Here is a 21,138-nt window from a genome sequence, read left to right on the forward strand (position 1 = left end):
AACATGACTGAACTGAAAAATATCATTGAATCGGCGTTTGAAAATCGCGCTGAAATTACGCCTGCCACTGTAGAGCCACAAACCAGGCAAGCCGTATTGGAAGCCATTGAATTACTCAATAGTGGTAAAGCCAGAGTGGCCGAAAAAATAGCCGGTGAATGGGTTGTTCACCAGTGGCTGAAAAAAGCCGTATTACTGTCGTTCAGAATTAACGACAACCAGGTTATGGACAGTGCGCCGGAAAAATTCTACGACAAAGTCCCCTTGAAGTTCGCCAATTATGACGCACAACGCTTTGCTGCTGAAGGTGTCCGTGTGGTACCACCAGCAACCGTACGAACCGGTAGCTATATCGGCCGCAATGTGGTGTTAATGCCGTCCTATGTCAATATTGGAGCATTCGTCGATGAGGGAACCATGGTGGATACTTGGGCGACCGTGGGATCATGTGCGCAAATTGGTAAAAATGTGCACTTATCCGGTGGCGTCGGTATTGGCGGTGTGTTGGAGCCTCTACAAGCCAACCCGACTATTATTGAAGATAACTGTTTTATAGGCGCCCGTTCTGAAATTGTAGAAGGTGTGGTGGTGGAAGAAGGCGCAGTGATTTCAATGGGCGTATATATTGGCCAAAGTACCCGCATTTTTGATCGCGAAACCGGCGAAGTCCATTATGGCCGGGTTCCGGCTGGTTCAGTTGTGGTGTCTGGAACCTTACCTTCATCCGATGGCAGTTGTAATCTCTATGCCGCCATTATCGTCAAAAAGGTGGATGCCAAAACCCGAGCCAAAGTAGGAATTAATGCCTTACTACGTGGCGCTGAGTAAGCTCAATACAACCCGTTGTTGGTTCACTGAGGTGAACCAACATATCCCTTTTAAATTAAAGCTTTGCAGCCCATTCCTTTGCCCAGGGCAAGGCTTCGTTTTCCGGTTCTAATGTCTCACACGCATCAATTTTAAGTAACGGCATCACAGCCTGGCCTTGTAATTCTTCCAGTAAAGCAAACAGCTTGCGTCCGGCACCGCAATAGGTTTCACCATAACTGCTGTCCCCCAGCCCAATCACGCCAAACGGCTTGCCGTTTAATAACGGAAATTCGGACTGCAATTGATAATAAAATTCTTCGAAATCTGGCGGTATATCGCCCTGCCCCGTGGTTGAGCTGATGATCAGTATCGCTTCGGCGGCTTTAAACGCGTCCATGGATGGCGGATCACAAAGCTGCACCTTAAACCCTTGCCCCTCTAACATCTCTGCCACTTGCTCGGCCACAAACGTTGCCCCGCCATATACTGATCCCACAAAAATACTGATAGCCGGCATAAATCCCCTTATGTTTATTCGATTCCTGATATTCCGCTTAATACCTTACAGATATGGCTGCCAACCCCATTGTTCAAGTAAGTGCTGCATACTATTGCCCAAACTGGCCCTGATTGACAGTGACTGCTGACTAATCGGGTGCAATAATGACAGACCAACACAGCACAAGGCCAACCCGTTAAATTCGAATTGCTGTTTGACAAAGCGGTTCTGTTTACCATCCCCGTGGCTGGTATCACCAATAATGGGATGACGTAAATGGGCCATATGGCGGCGCAATTGGTGTTTTCTGCCGGTTTTAGGCGACAACTGCATCAATGAGAAACGTGCGCTGTCATAACGTCCTACCGGAAAATCCAGTTCAACGGTAGCCAAACGCAGATACTCCGTCACGGCTTGTTGCGCTTCTTTATCCTTACTGGCCTTTTTATCCGCTATTTTGTCCAGCTCTTCTTTCAAAGGATAATCGAGTATGCCTTGTACTGGTGCGTAACCTCTAACTACCGCCAAGTAGGTTTTATCAACACGTTGTTCGGCAAATTCAACACTTAACAAGGTGGCTATTTCTGCACTTAATGCAAACAACAAAATTCCCGATGTGGGCCGGTCTAAACGATGCACCGGATACACATGTTGTCCGATTTGATCGCGTAGCATCTGCATGGCGAATTCGGTGGCATGCTTGTCCAGCATACTGCGATGTACCAGCAATCCGGACGGTTTATTGATCGCCACCAGATACTCATCCTGATATAAAATTTCCAGCATCTCGTTATTGTTTTCCTAATAGTTGGTCAATATTGCCTAGAATCGTCAATAGCGATTCAATATTACGATGACCAGCCCAGCTATATTCACCCATTGGCAACAATCCAATTTCTGTCGGCAAGGGATTTCGCTGTTCGACCAGTTGGTACATCTTGGGTAAAAACACAAACTGTAACCAGTTTTCAAAACTCATCACATCACAGCCAAAGGGGGCAGTACTGGTTAGCCAATGTGGATGGGCTGATTCAGATTGCCACAACTGATGATGTTGCAATAATGTCCGCAATTCATTTAGCAGCTGATAGGTCTGCTGATAGTCATCAATTTTGTTCATGGTGTTACATGGCCCCTTTAGCTATAATCGGCAGCCCTTAAGCCGAGGCGAAAATAAAAGATAAACGACCCGATAATCATGCAAGATATCTCAACCATTAGTGAATTCCTGTTACAGGCTGGTACTCAATATTGTGTCTATGACTTGAGTCGCGGGATCCGCCCCCTATCTACCCAGCAATTCCTGGATATTGAGGCTGCCCAAATCCCCCACCCTTTTCCTCGCCAACAACATGGCTGGTTTGCGCTGCTATTTAATAACAAGCAGCTATCCGGCCAGCATTATATCTGGTTTGTTAAACTGCCGCTGGATGAATTGGGTAAAGTGATTGATGCCGGTCGTTTGGAGTTTTTACAAATTATCATTACGGCATTGGGACAACAGCTTGAAAACGCCGAGAAGGCCAACGGGCAATTACCGGACAATCCCTACAGCTTTGTACCGAGTCAGCAACAGATGGCTGACTTTAACAGTCTCAGCCGTAAATCACTGGGACTGGCTCCTAGCCAGCATCATGCAGCGGCACAGGCGTATTTTTCTAATCCGCAGCAGCAGGACTGGCAACAACTTGCTCTACAAGGGATCAGTGATTTTGTGGTATTTTCATCGCAGACCATGCTGACAAATATCATGAACGAGCAACTGACGCACTTGCCAACCCAAGTGGTAGTTAGTCTGTTTAGTTCCCTGGAAAATCAGACACTTAATAAAACTGTTACGATTGCCATTATTGACTGGGCCAAAAAACACAACAACGATAATCGCCAGGTTGCGCTGGCACTGCGGGCGCTATCCCTGTCCACCGCAGAGACTGTCGTTAGCCAGTTTATAAGTCAATTATTATCTGACCAGCAACAGACACCACTGGAGTTGCTCATCGTAATCGCCGGTCGGCATTGGCAGAAGCTGGAACAAGATTCACTGCTGTTACCGTTTTTTGAACAACTTGCTAACGCCAACGTGGATGAACCAGTGTTTGCCCCCTTGTTTGCTGATTTGGCGCAAATCCCGTCGCTCAGGGAGCGAGTGCTGGCCATTCTGCGTTTACCCGAAAAGTCAGCGGCACTGGCTGACGCTATCGGTCAACTTTTTGAACAACGGACCTAATATGACCTTTAACCTGTTTGACGTCGTGCTGTTATTGATTATTTGCATTATCGCTTTACAGTTTTGGCGGATTAGAGCCATTTCAGAACAAGCGAATCGTTTTATGCAACACTACTGCGACAAGAACCAGTTACAGCTGATTAGTGTTTCGCGCAGAAAAACCCGGTTAACCCTTTATCGCGGCAAACTCGACTGGTACAACGAATTTGACTTTGAGTTTTCGGGTAATGGCGAAGACAGCTATCGCGGAGAATTGGTCATGCGGGGTCTTAACGTACAATCAACAGACTTGCCCGCTTATCGAATATAGAGGCTGTTTATCTTTCAAATAAAATAAAGGCGCAGCCACCGAAGTGATTGCGCCTTTATTTTAATTTTGAGGATCCTTCTCACGCTTCCTTTGCCTGATTACGGCTAGTTTCCTTTTTCATCCTTAAAAGGTTTATCTCCATTCCCTGACAAACCTGACTTCCTATGCTCCTTGCTCACTTCCGTGTTTCAGTCGCGTCCTGACTGTGTATCTCATCCCGAGATTATCCCTGTATTCTCCAGTATCCTGCTTCATCCTGAAGCCGATCCTTCATCTCATCCTGAGACTGTCCTTAGGTCATCCTTGTGTCATCCTGACTCGTCGTGTTTCCTTGTGACGAATATACTTTAGCGCCAAAAAGCTTATTTGTGAGCTTGGGACAAAATAGAAAATAGCAGGCGGGATATTAGGAAAATGAAATAATTAGGAAAACGCTATATTTTTCATTGCATTAGGGACAATTTAGCAATGTAGAAAGTCAATAATTACCACTATTTCCTACATAATTTGTAAGATATTTCCTACAAATCAAAGCGCCGTAATATACCCCGAAATCAATTAAGTTCATCCAGCGGAGTCGGATAACCCATTACCGACAGGATTGCATCTTTAAACATCACCCAGTCGGCCAAAAAACTGTAGAACGGGTGTTGAAAAGTGGCAGGCTTGTTCTTTTCAAAAAAGAAATGGCCGACCCACGCAAACCCGTACCCAATCACCGGTAATAACCAGAACCAATTATAATTGGCCGACAGCAAGGCATAAAAAGTAACAATCACCACTAGCGAGCTGCCAATATAATGCAAACGACGACACACAGGATCGCGATGTTCCTGCAAATAAAAGGGATAAAATTCAGCGAACGAATTAAACCTTGTCATATGTTTTACGTTTCCGGAACATAATATGTCCCTGGATCGCTCCTACCTTGAGTTTTTCAATCAGGCTGTAATTGCCATCATCAAAAAATGCCAAACATTTATCGACAGTCACAAATACGCCGACCCCTTCACTGTTGTCATCCTCCTGCATCAACGAATCAATAGCGCTCATTAAAATATGGCCAAGTCCGTAATGCTGATAATCGGGATGCACACCAATAAAGGATAGCATATGGTAATTTTTGGCTGGCATGTGTTGCTGAATTAACTGTTCTTTTTCAACCATCTGACGGGTGCCGAGAAAACCTGCCGTTAACAACATTTTTAATCGCCAATGCCAGAATCGTTGCGGACCAAAACCTGTCTCGGGAGCGATAAGACAAGCTACTGCCAACAACCGCTCTTGCTCATATAGGCCAATCATCGGTTGTTTAGCTAACCAGAACGCATTTAACTCTTCACGAATGGCGGCACGCAGACGGGTTTCATAACCTTCTCTGTCATACTGAAAAATATCCTTGAACAACGGATCGTCATGATAGGCCTGATACAAGATGGAAGCGGCAATCTTGAGGTCTTCGGCAACCAGATATACGGCTTTAATATCATTGCGATCGGGGGCTAATTCTGCATTCATATCTACGCTACTTGTGTCGTGGGATGCTATGAATGTACCGCACCAGGCTTGATTTGTTAACATTTTATTTACACCCCAAATCACCAACTTATCAGAAAATCATGGCTATACTGGAAGCAACAAAAGACTTTCAGTCATCTATCAGTTCATTTAGCGGAGTATGTTATGGATATTGCCAATCCTTCAATCAACAATCTTTTTGAACAACTGGGCTTACCCGGTGACGACCGTTCTATCGAGGGTTTTATCGAACAGCATAAAGGGCTCAACCAAGCTTTAAAATTGCAACACGCGCCTTTCTGGGATGCTGGACAAGCGAGATTTCTGGAAGATGCCCTGAATGAAGATGCGGCATGGGCAGAGGTCATAGATCAACTCAATGCCCGTTTGCGCTAGTTAAATACTGGCGTAGGCCGTTTCACCCAATCCAATTAAAGTGCCGTTTTTAAACACTATGGGGGTACATTCATCTTTGCTGGTTACGCCATCACTTTCTTTGCGTTGGGTTCGATAAAATAATACTTGTATATCATTACCCTGCTGCTGATATAACTCGTTGAAGTCTGCGACGCCCATAATTTTTCTGACTGCGTTGACCGTCATGCCGCTTTCCAGCCGAGTCAATTTGTCACGGTTCTGATGCTCGATATCCTGCCAGTCGCTGTGCCAGTCATCGCCATCACGACCATCAACAGACACCACACAACCCGTCAGAGTTAAAGGTAGGGCCAAAGCGGCAACAAGTAGAGATTTTTTCATGAATTCCTCGTTAGTGTTATTAAATGCCCACAATGCAAAGCAAGAACAACACCAATATTTATGTGATTGATTTACAAGACTATTTAATATTTAACTATGTGAGACAACGGGTTATATTAAGCAAAATGACGAATATTTAGTTTTTTCGACAATTTCTCCTGATATCTGGAAAATCCATGCTATCCACACAACAATATCTTATTCAGCTATGCCAGCAATTAACCGAGAAAGGATTGCAGCCCTCGGTGGGTCTGTTACGTAGTAAAAGTGAACGCTCTGTATCGATACAGGAAATCATTAGTGTCATTCAGCAGTGGAAGCAAAACCCGCACAAGCTGACGGACGACCTTAGTCAACAGAACAACAGCAGCGCAACAAAAAACATCAATCCGGATAATCTGCAACAACGGGTTATTTTGCTGGAACAACAAGTGGCGATACTTACAGCAAAACTTAACCAACTGGAAAAAGGCTGATTTATACGGATTGGTATTACTCTTCGATTGACACCACCGGCTGCAATTGATTGATAAAAGTCGCCAGATCGGGCGCGAGTGTTTCTTGAGGAATACAACCCACTTGTTCGAGCATCACTTCCCCACTTTGGTTATCAACAGAAATAATAAAATCTTCTTCATCTGTAATGGCAAAAAACAGGGTGACGGGCTGTTTAAGTCGTTGTTTCATTAAGATATGTCCGATCAGATTTTGCTGTAAACGTTCAAAATCATCAGCATTCCAGGCCTGCAATAATTGCAGATTTCCGCGCGCGGAACGGGCGTCAATAACCTCACTCCAATAGCGGGTATAGAACAATTTCAGATCTGGATGTATAGGAATACCCAGAGCCGACTCTACTGAGGAAAAATCCCCTGGTGGTTGTTGTAACACCGGCAACCATTCGATCAACCCTTGCTTATCCGGCTCATTTTGCTGACAGGGCGACAGCCAGTCAGGGTCAAACTCGCAAGTTAACTGAACTTGCTGATCCTCGGCCAAACGCTGCAATTGACCGAACAGATTATCTAAAGCTTGAATTAGTTGTTGTGACATGTGAAAACCGTTAAAAACAGGTAGAATTCCCCCATCTTACCTGCCGGATTGAATCAATGACACAGGACTATTTTCTTGACCAGCTCACTTTAGGTAAATCGGTCAGCTACACCGACCAATACGCCCCCCAATTATTACAACCGGTTCCTCGCAGCTTGAATCGCCAGGAACTGAACATCGTTGAATCCCAACCTTTTCATGGTGAAGATATCTGGAACGGTTATGAACTGTCCTGGCTGAATGCGAAAGGTAAGCCCTGTGTGGCGATTATGCAGGTAAATGTACCGTTTGATTCGACCCATCTGATCGAATCAAAATCCTTCAAGCTTTACTTGAACAGTTTTAACCAAAGTCGTTTCAATTCGATTGAGCACGTACGCCAAACCTTGTCAAATGATCTCAGCCAATGTGCCGATGGACAAGTAGATGTGTTTTTATATACACCAGCGCAGTTCAACGCTTTTCAGGTCGCGGCACTGCCTGGCCTGTGTATTGATGATATAGATATCGACGTCAACCAGTACCAACCTGATGGTAATTTGTTGCTTTGTGATCGAAACAGCGTTCAGTCCGAGACCCTGGTGAGCCATTTACTCAAGTCTAACTGCCTGATTACCCACCAACCGGATTGGGCCAGCATCGCAATCCGTTATCACGGTCCTGCCATCGATCATGCAGCACTGTTACGTTATCTGATCTCATTTCGTCAACATAATGAATTTCATGAACAATGTGTTGAAAGGATTTTTTGCGAGATACAACAACGCTGTCAGCCGGACAAGCTCAGTGTTTACGCCCGCTATACACGACGAGGTGGATTGGATATCAATCCGTTCAGAAGTAATTTTGAAACTTGCTGGCCAAATTATCGACTGGCCCGACAATAAGTCTGCCAATCAAAAATATCGCTATCCAGCGCGGTAGAATTAAGCTCGACTTATACAATCCAGGCGTTATATTAAGTAATTAATATAAAAGGTATTTCATCAACCCGGTGGCCCAACCAGATATGCAGAAACAGACGGCAACACTTAATAAAGAACTGGAGAACCTAAAACAAAGTCAGGCCAAAATGGTACGCAGTTTCAAGCACCAAATCGATCTGCTTGGACAGTTTATTATTCGGGTGTCACGTTTTTATGCCAACGCCAATAGCGAGCTGGACGAAGAGTTCCAGGTACTTCGGGGACATCTGGGGGGGCGTTCCAATTTTGCACTGGCAGAAAACAGTATTAATAAAATTACCAAGCTGCTAGTGCGTGATGCTGATCTGTTTAAATTACAAAGCAATAAAATAACCAGTTTGCTGCATAATTCAGTGAAAAGCCTGCAAACTAAACAAGATATCAGTGACAGCGTAAAACAGGAAGCAGTGCTGCTGCTGTCCCAGTTGCATGAAACTGAAACCACCATATTTAACTCATTGCCCCATTTCGAGCGGGCTTTATTGCTCTACCAGAAAGCGTTAGAAAATACTCCCGGGCAACGCAGTAGCGATGCCAATGTCAATCAAAACATCGAAAAGACCGATAGGTTGCATCAGAGTATTTGCGACGAGCTGGAACAGTTGGTTAGCCAACTGGCAGCCAGCGATAAAAATGATCCGGAACTGAAGCAAATCCGCCAAATGCTGATTGAAGGGATCAGCCATCAGGAACTGCTGAAATGCTGTTTACTGATTATCCGCTCCATCCTGAAAGATGTGATCACCGAGCGCAATTACGCCGAACGCTTTATTTCCGACATGCATAAGACTCTGGTTGAGCTGAATCAGAAAATCGACCTGTCTATTGAAGAAACAACCGCCTGTATGGATACCAAGCAGGCTACTCACCAAAAATTGAAAGAGCAGCTGGTTGATATGACCGAAGTCGTCAGTCAGGCAACCGATCTTGAGCATCTCAAAGAGCAAGCCAGTTCTTATCTGCAAAAATTGTCCGACTCCATCCAGAATAATGAGCAGGCAGATAAACAGGAACAACTCAGCCTGATCAAACTTCTCAATGCGATGCAAAGCCAGATAGCGGTGTTGGAAGAACAGGCAGCCAATTATAAACACCGGCTGGTGGAGCAAAAATTCCACAGTCATACCGACCCGCTGACACAAGTACCGAATCGAACCGCCTATATGGAGCGTATTGATTTGGAATTCAGTCGCTGGCAACGCTATGGGCATGACTTATGTATTGCGCTGGCTGATATCGACTTTTTCAAGAGTATTAACGATAACTATGGGCATACCGCCGGTGATAAGACGTTAAGGGTGATTGCGCAAAAAATTCAAAGCAGTTTGAGGACCACAGATTTCCTTGCGCGGTGGGGCGGCGAAGAATTTGTGCTGATTTTTCCACAAACTTCCGCCTCACAGTTAAGCAAACCGCTGGAAGTCATTAGACAGCATATAGAGCGAATTCCATTCAAGTTTAAAAACCAGAATGTCAGTATCAGTATTTCTATCGGTGCCACTCAATTGCAAGCCAAAGATACTGTTGCCAACGCCTTTGAACGCGCTGATAAAGCGCTCTATCAAGCCAAAGCCCAAGGCCGCAACCGCTGCATTATTGTATAAGGAAAACGATGACTCATAAAATACAGTTGAATCCTATCGGGCCAATGAGCCTGTTATCCCAATATGAAGTTGATCATCTAAAACAATCCACCACCAATGAACTGTATCTGTTAGTCCGCAATTGCTGCCTCGCGGTGTTAAACAGTGGTGCGGAAATGGATGATTTCGAACAAATGTTTTCCGCCTATAGCAGTTTTGACATCGAAATATTGCAGCGCGAAAGGGGTATCAAGGTCGGTTTGATTAATCCGCCTGAGATTGCTTTTGTCGATGGCAAATTGATCAAAGGCGTGCACGAGCATTTATTTGCGGTTATCCGTGACATTGTGCATATGGCGGCCAAATATGCCAATAACGGATTTAGCCAAACCACCGAGCCGGCCCAGATCACTCATATCGTATTTGATATTCTCAGAAACGCTGAAGTGATTAAACCTGATATTGAACCCAATATGGTGATTTGCTGGGGTGGCCATTCGATTGGTGATACTGAGTATCAATATACCAAAGAAGTGGGTTATCAATTGGGATTGCGCGAAATGAATATCTGTACGGGTTGTGGGCCGGGTGCAATGAAAGGCCCAATGAAAGGGGCTACCATAGGACACGCCAAACAACGTTATACTCAGGGGCGTTACCTGGGTATAACCGAGCCGGGTATTATCGCCGCTGAGCCACCCAACGCCATCGTCAACGAACTGGTTATTATGCCGGATATCGAAAAACGGCTGGAAGCCTTTGTGCGCCTGTCCCACGCCATTGTGGTTTTTCCGGGTGGCGCCGGTACCGCGGAAGAATTGTTATATTTACTGGGCATTATGTTGCACGAAAAAAACCGTGAACAATGTTTGCCTATAATCTTGACCGGCCCCAAGCAAAGCGAGGCCTACTTCGAATCAATCCATGCTTTTGTAGGCGCGACGCTGGGTGAAGAAGCACAGAGTCTGTATACCATCATTGTGGGCGATCCGGCCAAAGTCGCCAGAACGCTCAAGGCCCAGCAGAAAAAAGTCAAACAATACCGTTTGGATACCGGGGATTCCTATCATTACAACTGGTCATTAAAAATTGATCCGGAGTTTCAGCAACCCTTCGCACCAACCCATGCCAATGTTGCCAGTCTTAATCTGCACTATGATCAACCTAAACCGGCTCTGGCGGCGGCGTTAAGACGTGCATTTTCGGTGATTGTGGCAGGTAATGTAAAAGCCGAGGGCATTCAGGAAATTCGCCAGCACGGATTATACAAAATCAATGGTGATCCAAAAATAATGGCTTTACTGGACACGTTGCTTAAGTCTTTTGTTGAACAGCAGAGGATGAAATTACCTGGGTCAGAGTATCGCCCCTGCTACGAAGTAGTGAGATAACAGATAAGCTCAATCCTTCAAAAACAGTGTTCAATCTCATACAATTTTGCCGGGACAAGCGTAAAATGTTAAACAAGTCAGAGATGATGGAAAACAAATAAATGAATAGCAAAATCGTAAAACTCGTCGGGTTGGGCGTTGCCATCTATATATTGTTTGCACTATTGGTTGTCACCTTTTACAAAGGCGATCCGGACAATATGGATTGGCAAGACCGCGAACAATACAACAAGGTACAAATCAGTCAGCTTGAAGCAGGTATGACCAAAGAAAGTATTATCGAATTGATGGGCTCACCGGATATTAGCGAAGCGAAAAAAATCACGGATAGAACCTTGCAGGTTATGTTCTACCGCACCGAACGCAAAAAATCCGACGGCATAACCACCCAGGATGAATGCGTGCCGTTGTTGTTTGAAAACAATCAGTTAATTGCCTGGGGTAATGATACCTACGCACAGTATCTTAATAACTGATCAGGCAACTATTCTACGTAGGTCAAACTTGCAGACAATTGCCAAAGGTGGGCTAAGTGACTGATGAAAAAATTAATCTCTATCAGTCCTTTGCTTCATTGGCTGAGCAGTTTGTGTTATTCCAGCAACACATCAGTAATCAGCCGCTGACCGCAAAACATATTGAACAAACGACATTACTGGCTAAAGCCTTTGTACAATTGGCAAAGTCTGATCCGGTTATATTTATCAGCCTGCTGCACACACCGCTCAGTAACATGCCTTTTGTTTATCGTTATATATTCAATAGTTGCATTGTCAGCACTTTACTCTGTCTGCGCCATCGTTGGCACGAAACTCCCACTACGCAACTATTATGTGCCACATTGACATTGCATTCTCATCGCCTGAAAGCCATCCAGAATTGGTCTCAGCAAGGCGATGTCGATCAGAATGTTCAACAAGCGCTAACAGCTCGTCCCACATTACCCCGTCAACTAAAAGATAAACATCCACTATGGGCAGAGTGCTGGCAGATATCATGGTTATCATTAACCCAGCTAAACGACATTTCCCGTCTCACGAACCGTTCCATCGCATTGCAAATTACCACCTTGGCGAGTCAACTGAGTCTGCAAATTACTCCCGGCAAAAAACGTCGCACCATCCGTTTTGCCAGCGCTTTGTCTATATTCGCCCGCACCTTGCCAGCCGCGGCTTGCCAACATATTGAGCTAATTATACAAGTCACTGGCTTATATCCTCCAGGGTCAAGGGTAAAACTACACTCTGGTGAAACGGCAAAAGTGCTATCCACGTCTGCCAAAGGATTATTGGTCAAAATAGCCAGCATCGACGGAGGCGCAACAACTCGAATTGAGCTTGTTCAGCAACAGGACATTGCAGCGAGTTTGTCAAACCGCGGAGTACGAGATCTTGGCGGATATTTAGCACAGTGGTGGGATAAAGTCTGGCAGGAGTGGCATCGTAACCGGGACAAGCCCCAGCATTATCGCATCCATCCCATTTATTTCAGGCTAGATATTCCTCCTCCAACGCTGACCGACGTACAGGAACAGCTCGGCTTACCCGAACCTGATACCAATACTCTGGCCCGACTGATTAGCAGTGAGCGCAGCTTGGCCGATTACATCCAGCAACAGGCTAGCCTGAAATCTCGTCAAAAGCTGACCATGACTAACGTAAAGCAGGCTCTGCTTATGCAGGGCTTCGAGCGTACTTACAGCATATTATGTCAGCAAGCACTTACCATCAGGCTTGAGCAGCAACGGTTTCCCTGTTCGGAAATATTAGTCCAGTTTTGTAGCTTACGCAGTGCCATGGCCGGACAGTTAGCCCAGCTAAGTCCGTTATCTATTCTGCCAGAAGAATCCGTTTGCATGGCCAGTTTTGCCAGCGCCGGACTCTTTACCCATCCCCAGTTGCGCAGCACCCCGATACTTGATATTAATCCGTCTCCCACTATGGATATTTGTGCAATATTCGACATTGAACAAGATGAACTTGTGCTGGAACACGCCATCAAGCTGGCCCAGTTCTGGCGGTTAGACAGTATGAAAATCGATGCCATTCGATACTGTGGGCGACTCGTTGTACAGGGCAAAAAACGTCCGGTCCTAACCCGTCAGTTGTCGGCACTGCTCGGACTCAGTCTAATTTTGGCGCAACGTCTATACTTCAAACAATCCAGCGCGATGACGGAAGAATCGTTGCAGGAATATGAGCTGGCAATCGCCATTTTAAATCTGAGTGAACATAAGTTGGGCAGCGCGATAATAGCCGCTGTAGAGCAAACGAAACCCTATATGCCGCTGGTAAAAATAGGCGTTTAATGCTATAAAACGCCCCTTAAAATTCTGCTTAACATAATGAGCAAAGCAACTGCTCAAGTAAGGAATCTCTTCATGACACAACAGCGCATTACCGTTATTCGCGGTGACGGAATAGGCCCCAGCATTATCGATTCAGCCATTCAGATCCTGGACAAAGTAGGCTGTAACTTTGCTTATGATTATGCCGATGCAGGGCTGACAGCACTGGAAAGCGAAGGTGAATTACTGCCGCAGAACACGCTCGATCTGATTGCCAAAAACAAGGTTAGCCTCAAGGGTCCACTGACCACACCTGTCGGTGAAGGCTTCACCTCAATCAACGTCAGCTTGCGTAAACAGTTCAAACTTTATTCCAATGTACGTCCGGTATTATCTTTTAAAGGCACGCAAGCTCGTTACGAAGATATTGATATTATTACCGTACGTGAAAACACCGAAGGTATGTACAGCGGCCTGGGGCAAGTGGTATCTGAAGATGGCTCCGAAGCGCAGGCCATGAGCAAAATTACCCGTGAAGGTGCCGAACGCATTGTTACTTTTGCTTATGAACTGGCGCGCCGTGAAGGACGTAAAAAAGTCACTGCAGTACACAAGGCCAATATTCTCAAGTCAACCTCTGGTTTGTTTCTCAAAGTGGCACGTGAAGTGGCAGAACGTTACCCGGATATCGAATCGACTGAAATGATTGTAGATAACTGTTGTATGCAGCTGGTGATGAATCCGCACCAATTTGACGTCATCGTGACCACCAACCTGTTTGGAGATATTTTGTCCGACCTGTGTGCTGGACTGGTAGGCGGCCTAGGCATGGCTCCTGGTGCCAATATTGGTGCTGATTGCGCCATTTTTGAAGCAGTACACGGCTCAGCTCCCGACATTGCCGGTAAAAACCTGGCTAACCCGACATCGGTTATTTTGGCGTCTATCCAGATGCTGGAATATCTTGAAATGGGTGACAAGGCCGAGAAAATACGTTCAGCATTAAAAGATGTGATTGAATCTGGTGACCGCACCACGCGCGATTTGGGCGGAGAACACGGCACCACCGACTTTACTGCAGCGATGCTGGAACGATTATAAACTATTCAGTATAAGTTTTTATTAATCAAATAGTTAAAAGCACCTACGGGTGCTTTTTTATGGCCTGTTGTTCACAAAACTATTGGCCAGCCCTGTGCAAGATGACGTTTTGATGACCAAAATGTTGCAGCATAGCCATCATTGACTAGTATTAATTTTGCTGAGCAGAGACTTTCAGTAAAAACAGGATTTTATATTTGATTAACGGAGATTCAGGATGAAGAAGATCATTATCCCACTGTTATTAGGTCTGGCAAGTTTGACTTCATTGAACACTTTGGCTGTTGATGATGTAAAAATGCCGAAGAAAGAACAAATGCAGACCCAGCAAATCAACTTAAACACCGCAACAGAAAAAGAGCTGACCAAGTTACCTGGCATTGGAAAATCCAAAGCCAAGGCTATAGTCGAATACCGGGAGAAGCACGGTAAATTCGGGTCAGCTAAAGATCTGGCGAAAATTGATGGAATTGGTGAGACAGTAGCCAACTCTCTGGAAGGAAAAGTTGAGCTTTAAATAAAGGGAGCCGTTTGGCTCCCTTCACTTGTTAGTTGAGAATTTCCGACAAGTACTGTTTAAACTCTGCACCCAGTTCCGGGTGACGTATCGCATATTCCACGTTAGCTTTCATATAACCTAGTTTGCTACCACAATCATGGCTTTTACCTTTCATGTAATAGGCGTCAACTTGCTCCACTTTCATCAGAGCTGCAATAGCATCGGTTAACTGAATTTCGCCACCCGCTCCGGGTTGTGTCTGTTCCAGTAACGCCCAAGTTTTACTGGATAACACATAGCGGCCTACCACTGAAAGATTGGACGGCGCCTCATCCAATGCAGGCTTTTCGACCATATCGTGAATTTTGCCGGACTCACCAGGTTTAAGTGATATCCCGTCCAGATCCACAATACCGTATTTGCTCACTTCTTCATCCGGCACCTGCTCAACCATTATCTGGCTGACGCGATTGGTATTAAAGCGCGCGACCATTTCTGCCATATTGTCCTTTTTCGGATTACAGGCGACATCATCAATAATCACATCCGGCAATACCACTGCAAAGGGCTCGTCTCCAACCATGGGATGAGCACACAAAATTGCATGTCCCAAGCCCTTTGCTACCCCTTGGCGGACGTGCATAATGGTGACGTCCTTGGGACAAATACTCTGCACTTCTTCCAGCAGCTGGCGTTTAACCCGTGATTCCAGCGTAGTTTCCAACTCAAAACTGGTATCAAAATGGTTTTCAATACTGTTCTTACTGGCATGAGTCACCAAAATGATTTCTTTGATTCCTGCCGCGACGCATTCGCTAACCACGTATTGAATAAGAGGTTTATCCACTACCGGTAGCATTTCTTTGGGAATAGCCTTGGTAGCTGGCAGCATCCGGGTTCCCAGACCTGCAACGGGAATAACCGCTTTCCTGATTTGACTCATAATACTTTTCCTTCTAAAGACTTTCCTCGACCAATCGCATAGTAATGCAAGCCACGTTCCAGCATTTCATTGACATCATAAAGATTACGTCCGTCAAAGATAACCGGCTGGCTGAGCTTGTCCTTAATCAAATCAAAATCAGGCACTCTGAACGTCTGCCATTCAGTACAGATCACCAGACAGTCAGCATTGTTCAGTGCCGCCTCTTTTGTACCGACTAACGACAAATCCTGACGCGAGCCATAAATACGCTGAGTTTCTTCCATCGCCTCTGGATCATAGGCCTGCACAGACGCACCTGCCGCCCACAGACGCTCCATCAACACACGGCTGGACGCCTCGCGCATATCATCGGTATTAGGCTTAAAGGACAGCCCCCATAGCGCCACCCTTTTACCGGCAATGTTGCCTTCGAAGTGTCGCATAATATATTCAAATAATTTTTCTTTCTGATCGTAGTTAACGTTTTCCACCGCTTCGAGAATCTTAGCCTGGTATCCAACTCCGTTTGCACTGCGAATAAGCGCCTGCACATCTTTAGGGAAACAGGACCCTCCATAGCCACAGCCCGGATAGATAAACTGATAACCGATACGCGGATCAGAACCGATACCTTTACGCACGTTTTCAATATCAGCGCCGAATTTTTCGGCCAGATTGGCCATCTCGTTCATAAAACTGATTTTGGTCGCTAGCATACAGTTGGCTGCGTACTTGGTCAGCTCTGCGCTACGGATATCCATCACAATCACTTTGTCATGATTGCGATTAAATGGCGCATATAACTGACGCAGCAATTTCTCGGCATGCTCTGAATCCGTACCCAAAATGATACGATCAGGACGCATACAGTCGTTTACCGCCGCCCCCTCTTTAAGAAATTCCGGATTGGATACCACATCGAATGCTGTGGATTTGTTCTGTTGCTGCAAGGTTTGGCTTAGTGCAGCCCTGACTTTATCGGAAGTACCTACCGGTACTGTTGACTTAGTCACTACAACCTTACGCTTTTGCATATGCTCGGCAATGGTTTTGGCTACCGCCAGCACATATTTTAAATCAGCTGATCCGTCTTCATCCGGCGGCGTGCCTACCGCGATAAAAATAACATCACCATGTTCGACACCCGATTTTGCGTCCGTGGTAAAACGCAGACGCCCAGCGTCAAAATTGGACTTAACCATCGGCTCCAGTCCTGGTTCATAAATAGGGATAACTCCCTTCTCCAGGTTATCCACTTTGGCCTGATCCACATCGACACAGACCACATCATGCCCCACTTCAGCTAAAACGGCACCTTGCACCAAACCCACATAGCCGATCCCAAATACGGTTACTTTCATATTGTGTTCCTTTAATTAAAAGCAGGCATAAAATTTTAACTGAGTGGATATTACAATTTATGTGCCATGATGAAAAATAAGAATTTGAAAAGGTGATCGGGAGATTAACATTTCACAGTCAATACAATAATCTTAAAGATGAGCCGAATATTTAATGAATAACTTGGATTGTAGTTTTATTTATCTGAATACCAGTTACTCTGATAGGAACCATCCTTATTTAAAAGACCATCCCAAAGTCCTTTAAGCATATAGTTTAATCTCTCTCTTTTGCTATTTTGCAATATTGAATTTGCCAAAAAACGAATTGGTAACACCAGTAAATTTCTGGTCTTCCAATATCTTGGAACGTAGGCACGTCTAGTTAAGATGAGTATATTTCTGAATTGGTAATATAAACGAATGGGAGACCCGACTTTATAAGTTATCCCAGCAAACTTACTCCTTGAGTCACCAAGTTTATGTACCATTTGAACGTTGTGCGCGATAGCAACAGACATATCTTTCTGTCTCGCTCTCCAACACCACTCATGATCAACTCCATCGATGAACAGGCTTTCGTCCTTTAAACCTATTTCCTCCAACCTGTGTAAATCAATCATCATACCAGACGAGATAATTTGGCTAACGCATACAATATCATCAAATACTGCTATCTCTTTTTGAACCCGGGGTTTGACGACTTTATCCGAGAATGAACAAACAATTCTCGGGCCAATCGCCACCAGAGTGTTTGCTTTTCTCTGTGTCGCGATTAATTGAGTAGAAAGACTATGTACAAAATTGTCAGTTATATCGCTATCCTGATCCAATAATAAGGCTTGATCACAATCAGCCAGTTTAAGGTCCCGCAAACCAACGTTTTGTGCAGCAGCAATACCAATATTGAGACTAAAGTGGTGGTAGTTTAGATTGCTCTTTTCAAGATTCAATATTGACGGTTGTTGGGAGTTATCAATTACGCACAACACATCCACCTGCCTGGCAACAGAGTCGATGAGTACCTGGGCTAAATAAACCTCAGGATTATATAGAACAACAACAGCTCCAACTTTCAATGTTTTACAATCTTCTCCAACAAATATCTGTCGACAGTATAAGCAATTTTGACAACTTTTGATGGCATCAATCTTAATAACAATACAGCGCTAGCATAAACAACATTGCCAAAGGTAAATCGATGCAATAATTTCATAGTATATATACGGGCTTTAAATTCATTAATTGATTTACTTAGTCCTCGTCGTTTATAGAAGTTATTGACTCGCCTAAACTGTAACAATTTGTCACTCAGATTAGTAAATTTATATCCAGCTGCAGCGAGCTCTGCCCACAAGTAGTAGTCTTGCGTGTTTTCCAACGTATTCAAGTATCGATGGCCAGCCTTAAAGACTTCACATCTTATAACGACAGTTGGATGATTCAATGAACAACGCTTTGGTAGAAATTTAATTATTTCATTGTGAGATAAAGGTAGTTTCCGTTTTCCAACTTTTTTCCCAACCTCATTAATCTCATCCAACGCACTACCTAGAACTGATATATCAGGGTTATTCTCTAAAAAATTTATTTGAGTTTCAAAACGGCTAGGGCAAGACACATCATCCGCGTCCATTCTAAAAAAATACTTAGGGGAGAACTGGGCTGTCCAATCAATAACAAAATTCATACAGCTGCTCAACCCAGCATTCTGACTCCCTTCTACCAGTACAACTCTTTTGTCATTCAACCTTGCTTTGTTGAGATACGCTTTAATTTCAGGTGCCACTGCTCCATCAAGCACGACAACAAATAAAAAGTCTCTATATGTTTGCCCCAACACACTTTCAAGAGCCTGTTGAACCCAGTTAAGTCGATCGCCGATGTAAACAGCCATACCAACTACTGAATCAAAATGAAGTTGCTGGCAAAATTCACCAACTGTAAAATGATTAGTCAAATTATTACTTGCTCTCAAGATTAAATCACAGCAAATATTGCGGAGGACAATGAATGTTGTATCTACATAAAATTAACGCGGTAAGGTAACAGATTTAACTTTTAAAATCCCCTATATATTAGCTGAATTCGCTGTTTCCAATTTGACTTATCAATCGCAGCTTATTTATCAACCAGATTTATTTTCTTATACTGAAATTTTCCGCATTTAAAGTAAGGTTGGGATTGTACGCAGGATCATGCTGAATATACTTATCCCATTTTTCTTTCAAGTAGTTAACTTCTCTTTCGAATCTTCTAACTTTTTCAGGAGTATCTTCAAGCCCTCGAGAAATAGACTCATGGTGATATAAAAGAGCTTCAGCACAGAATAAGTTTCGTTTTCCGCTTTCCATCACCTTTAAGCAAAAATCCACATCATTGAATGCCACTGTTAAGTCAGTTTCATTCAATCCTCCCACTACCAAATAATCCGCTTTCTTAACTAACAAACAAGCAGCGGTAACAGCGCTATAGTTATGAGAGGCAATAAGACGATTTAAATAACCAGCTTGATCATGGTTAAAAAACTTGTGTGCATGTCCTGCCCCTCCACCATAACCGAGCACAACACCAGCGTGCTGAATTTTATTATTGCTGAACAATAACTTAGCTCCGACACAACCTATATCTCGTCTCACAACATGTCCTACCATATAATTGAGCCAGTCAGGTTCAATAACTTCAATATCGTTGTTGATAAGACCAATAATTTCACCATTTGCATGTTGAACAGCAAAATTATTAATTGCGGAATAATTAAAAGGTTCAGGGAAATGTAACAATCTAACTTTTGGATGTTCCGCCAATTGATTAAAGTAACCAATGCAATCTGGATCATCAGAATTATTGTCAACTAGCAGTATTTCAAAGTTTGCATAATTGCTCCGAAATAGTATGGATTCTATACAGGCCTTTACTAATGACTTGGCATTTTTAGTCGGGATAATCAAACTGACTAAAGGGGGAACAGTAACATACCAGGCAAGCTTGATGACTTCTTGCGGTTTAACAAAACTGGCGTTACCAAATTGGCGTAACATACCAAAAAAGGAGGGGGAGACATCGTTAAAAATTGACTTAGTTTTTTGGTTTCTATGTACCAATACATAAGCAATATGCTGAATGACATAGTTTCTCTGTGTAAGATAAGCTTCGGTTAGCCACTCCATAAGCGCTGCAGGTCCAAATCTTGTTCCCAGCAAGTTCGCAAAATCATTGACATTTTTAAGCCAGACTCCAGTATTGATATAGCCGGTGCTAATTTGTAAATCAGGGTTCCAGTCAGGATAAAATTCAGGAAAACATCGTTGCTGATTAGCATCTAGATTGTCTGTATCAACATACACTATGTCACTGTTTTCATTTATCTCAGATCTCAAGACTTTCACTGTATTTGCGTGTAAAGCCTCCCCAGAAAAAATAACAAAAGATGACTTCTGATTCATTCGAGTCAAACTAGTTGTAACAATTACAGATTTATCCTGTTTAAAAACGGATTTGAGATACAATTGAATTTGGTCAAAAATATCTTCAGGACACAGCAAAAAAACTTGATCAAATTGTTCATTCAACTGGCTAACACTTTGGATGGTTCTATGTAAGTCATCCAATTCAAATTGATAACACAGAACGGTCAAATATATCTGCATGTTTTGTTGACCGGCTGACATTAATGCAAATTTATTCTGTTGCACGGCAATATTTTTACGGTATAGATGGCTGGAGTAAAAACAATCATTCATCAATAAACCGTTATCAGTTAGCTGTCGTCTGTACCACACTGACAACTTAGGGTAGCGCTTGACGTAGTTGCGTATAAATCTGGGCATTAGTCGAACAGTAACCTTTAAGGCATAAGTACCATACAGCT

General features: G+C 44.0%; 24 protein-coding genes. 12 read left to right on the top strand and 12 right to left on the bottom strand.

What is annotated here, in order from left to right:
- Positions 1–3: 3 nt before the first annotated feature.
- Positions 4–828 carry a 2,3,4,5-tetrahydropyridine-2,6-dicarboxylate N-succinyltransferase gene (dapD, locus tag V1467_RS14455; RefSeq protein ID WP_416305676.1) on the top strand — a complete coding sequence of 275 codons (825 nt, stop codon included), beginning with the start codon at positions 4–6 and terminating at the stop codon, positions 826–828.
- Between the two features lie 55 nt (positions 829–883).
- Here the strand turns inward: dapD and V1467_RS14460 are convergent, their stop codons facing one another.
- The 3 genes from V1467_RS14460 to V1467_RS14470 are packed head-to-tail and all read right to left on the bottom strand — an operon-like array spanning position 884 to position 2,429.
- Positions 884–1,327: a flavodoxin gene (locus V1467_RS14460; RefSeq protein WP_416305677.1), complete on the bottom strand. Its 444-nt coding sequence runs from the start codon at positions 1,325–1,327 to the stop codon at positions 884–886.
- A gap of 45 nt (positions 1,328–1,372) precedes the next feature.
- Positions 1,373–2,095: a tRNA pseudouridine(65) synthase TruC gene (gene truC, locus V1467_RS14465; RefSeq protein ID WP_416305678.1), complete on the bottom strand. Its 723-nt coding sequence runs from the start codon at positions 2,093–2,095 to the stop codon at positions 1,373–1,375.
- Positions 2,096–2,099: 4 nt separating this feature from the next.
- Positions 2,100–2,429 carry a YqcC family protein gene (locus V1467_RS14470; protein ID WP_416305679.1) on the bottom strand — a complete coding sequence of 110 codons (330 nt, stop codon included), beginning with the start codon at positions 2,427–2,429 and terminating at the stop codon, positions 2,100–2,102.
- 78 nt (positions 2,430–2,507) lie between these two features.
- On the opposite strand from V1467_RS14470, the gene V1467_RS14475 reads away from it, so the two are divergent.
- Positions 2,508–3,536, top strand: a complete 1,029-nt coding sequence (locus tag V1467_RS14475) for a DUF3549 family protein (protein WP_416305680.1) — start codon at positions 2,508–2,510, stop codon at positions 3,534–3,536.
- 1 nt (position 3,537) lies between these two features.
- Positions 3,538–3,846, top strand: a complete 309-nt coding sequence (locus V1467_RS14480; protein ID WP_416305681.1) for a DUF3301 domain-containing protein — start codon at positions 3,538–3,540, stop codon at positions 3,844–3,846.
- 554 nt (positions 3,847–4,400) lie between these two features.
- On the opposite strand, the gene V1467_RS14485 is transcribed toward V1467_RS14480, so the two are convergent.
- Positions 4,401–4,727, bottom strand: a complete 327-nt coding sequence (locus V1467_RS14485) for an Mpo1-like protein (protein WP_416305682.1) — start codon at positions 4,725–4,727, stop codon at positions 4,401–4,403.
- A complete protein-coding gene (locus V1467_RS14490) occupies positions 4,714–5,364 on the bottom strand; it encodes a GNAT family N-acetyltransferase (RefSeq protein ID WP_416305683.1) in 651 nt (216 codons plus the stop codon). Before V1467_RS14490 ends, V1467_RS14485 begins: the two co-directional genes overlap by 14 nt.
- 165 nt (positions 5,365–5,529) lie before the next feature.
- Between V1467_RS14490 and V1467_RS14495 the strand changes: the two genes are divergently transcribed.
- Positions 5,530–5,760: a DUF2789 family protein gene (locus V1467_RS14495; RefSeq protein ID WP_416305684.1), complete on the top strand. Its 231-nt coding sequence runs from the start codon at positions 5,530–5,532 to the stop codon at positions 5,758–5,760.
- Here V1467_RS14495 and V1467_RS14500 read toward each other — a convergent pair whose 3' ends face one another.
- Positions 5,761–6,123, bottom strand: a complete 363-nt coding sequence (locus V1467_RS14500; protein ID WP_416305685.1) for a DUF3192 domain-containing protein — start codon at positions 6,121–6,123, stop codon at positions 5,761–5,763.
- A 176-nt stretch (positions 6,124–6,299) separates the two neighbouring features.
- Between V1467_RS14500 and V1467_RS14505 the strand changes: the two genes are divergently transcribed.
- Positions 6,300–6,599 (top strand): hypothetical protein, encoded by a 300-nt coding sequence (locus V1467_RS14505; protein WP_416305686.1) that lies wholly within the window; start codon positions 6,300–6,302, stop codon positions 6,597–6,599.
- A gap of 16 nt (positions 6,600–6,615) precedes the next feature.
- Here the strand turns inward: V1467_RS14505 and syd are convergent, their stop codons facing one another.
- Positions 6,616–7,176, bottom strand: a complete 561-nt coding sequence (syd, locus tag V1467_RS14510) for a SecY-interacting protein (protein ID WP_416305687.1) — start codon at positions 7,174–7,176, stop codon at positions 6,616–6,618.
- A 56-nt stretch (positions 7,177–7,232) separates the two neighbouring features.
- Here syd and queF point away from each other — a divergent pair, with 56 nt between their 5' ends.
- From queF to V1467_RS14545, 7 genes are all read left to right on the top strand, one after another.
- Entirely contained in the window at positions 7,233–8,063 is an 831-nt protein-coding gene (gene queF, locus V1467_RS14515; RefSeq protein ID WP_416305688.1) for an NADPH-dependent 7-cyano-7-deazaguanine reductase QueF, read from the top strand.
- A 122-nt stretch (positions 8,064–8,185) separates the two neighbouring features.
- The gene (locus V1467_RS14520) at positions 8,186–9,745 is read left to right on the top strand and encodes a GGDEF domain-containing protein (RefSeq protein ID WP_416305689.1); all 1,560 of its coding nucleotides are present in this window, start codon (positions 8,186–8,188) and stop codon (positions 9,743–9,745) included.
- 8 nt (positions 9,746–9,753) lie between these two features.
- Positions 9,754–11,115 carry a nucleotide 5'-monophosphate nucleosidase PpnN gene (gene ppnN, locus V1467_RS14525; protein WP_416305690.1) on the top strand — a complete coding sequence of 454 codons (1,362 nt, stop codon included), beginning with the start codon at positions 9,754–9,756 and terminating at the stop codon, positions 11,113–11,115.
- Between the two features lie 101 nt (positions 11,116–11,216).
- Complete coding sequence (locus tag V1467_RS14530) at positions 11,217–11,591, top strand: DUF3192 domain-containing protein (protein ID WP_416305691.1); 375 nt, start codon at positions 11,217–11,219, stop codon at positions 11,589–11,591.
- Positions 11,592–11,647: 56 nt separating this feature from the next.
- Positions 11,648–13,423 carry a hypothetical protein gene (locus V1467_RS14535; protein ID WP_416305692.1) on the top strand — a complete coding sequence of 592 codons (1,776 nt, stop codon included), beginning with the start codon at positions 11,648–11,650 and terminating at the stop codon, positions 13,421–13,423.
- A 72-nt stretch (positions 13,424–13,495) separates the two neighbouring features.
- A complete protein-coding gene (locus V1467_RS14540; RefSeq protein WP_416305693.1) occupies positions 13,496–14,503 on the top strand; it encodes an isocitrate dehydrogenase in 1,008 nt (335 codons plus the stop codon).
- Positions 14,504–14,720: 217 nt separating this feature from the next.
- The gene (locus V1467_RS14545) at positions 14,721–15,020 is read left to right on the top strand and encodes a ComEA family DNA-binding protein (protein WP_416305694.1); all 300 of its coding nucleotides are present in this window, start codon (positions 14,721–14,723) and stop codon (positions 15,018–15,020) included.
- Between the two features lie 31 nt (positions 15,021–15,051).
- Here V1467_RS14545 and galU read toward each other — a convergent pair whose 3' ends face one another.
- The 5 genes from galU to V1467_RS14570 form a co-directional block, all read right to left on the bottom strand.
- Complete coding sequence (gene galU, locus V1467_RS14550; protein ID WP_416305695.1) at positions 15,052–15,945, bottom strand: UTP--glucose-1-phosphate uridylyltransferase GalU; 894 nt, start codon at positions 15,943–15,945, stop codon at positions 15,052–15,054.
- Positions 15,942–17,288 (bottom strand): UDP-glucose dehydrogenase family protein, encoded by a 1,347-nt coding sequence (locus tag V1467_RS14555; RefSeq protein ID WP_416305696.1) that lies wholly within the window; start codon positions 17,286–17,288, stop codon positions 15,942–15,944. The genes galU and V1467_RS14555 overlap by 4 nt, the downstream gene beginning before the upstream one ends.
- A gap of 176 nt (positions 17,289–17,464) precedes the next feature.
- The gene (locus V1467_RS14560; protein ID WP_416305697.1) at positions 17,465–18,346 is read right to left on the bottom strand and encodes a glycosyltransferase family 2 protein; all 882 of its coding nucleotides are present in this window, start codon (positions 18,344–18,346) and stop codon (positions 17,465–17,467) included.
- The gene (locus tag V1467_RS14565) at positions 18,343–19,227 is read right to left on the bottom strand and encodes a glycosyltransferase (protein WP_416305698.1); all 885 of its coding nucleotides are present in this window, start codon (positions 19,225–19,227) and stop codon (positions 18,343–18,345) included. The genes V1467_RS14560 and V1467_RS14565 overlap by 4 nt, the downstream gene beginning before the upstream one ends.
- A 178-nt stretch (positions 19,228–19,405) precedes the next feature.
- Positions 19,406–21,010 carry a glycosyltransferase family 2 protein gene (locus tag V1467_RS14570; protein WP_416305699.1) on the bottom strand — a complete coding sequence of 535 codons (1,605 nt, stop codon included), beginning with the start codon at positions 21,008–21,010 and terminating at the stop codon, positions 19,406–19,408.
- Between the last annotated feature and the right edge of the window lie 128 nt (positions 21,011–21,138).

Origin of the sequence: Neptunicella plasticusilytica (genome assembly GCF_047922965.1) — a bacterium.
Taxonomy (GTDB): domain Bacteria; phylum Pseudomonadota; class Gammaproteobacteria; order Enterobacterales; family Alteromonadaceae; genus Neptunicella; species Neptunicella plasticusilytica.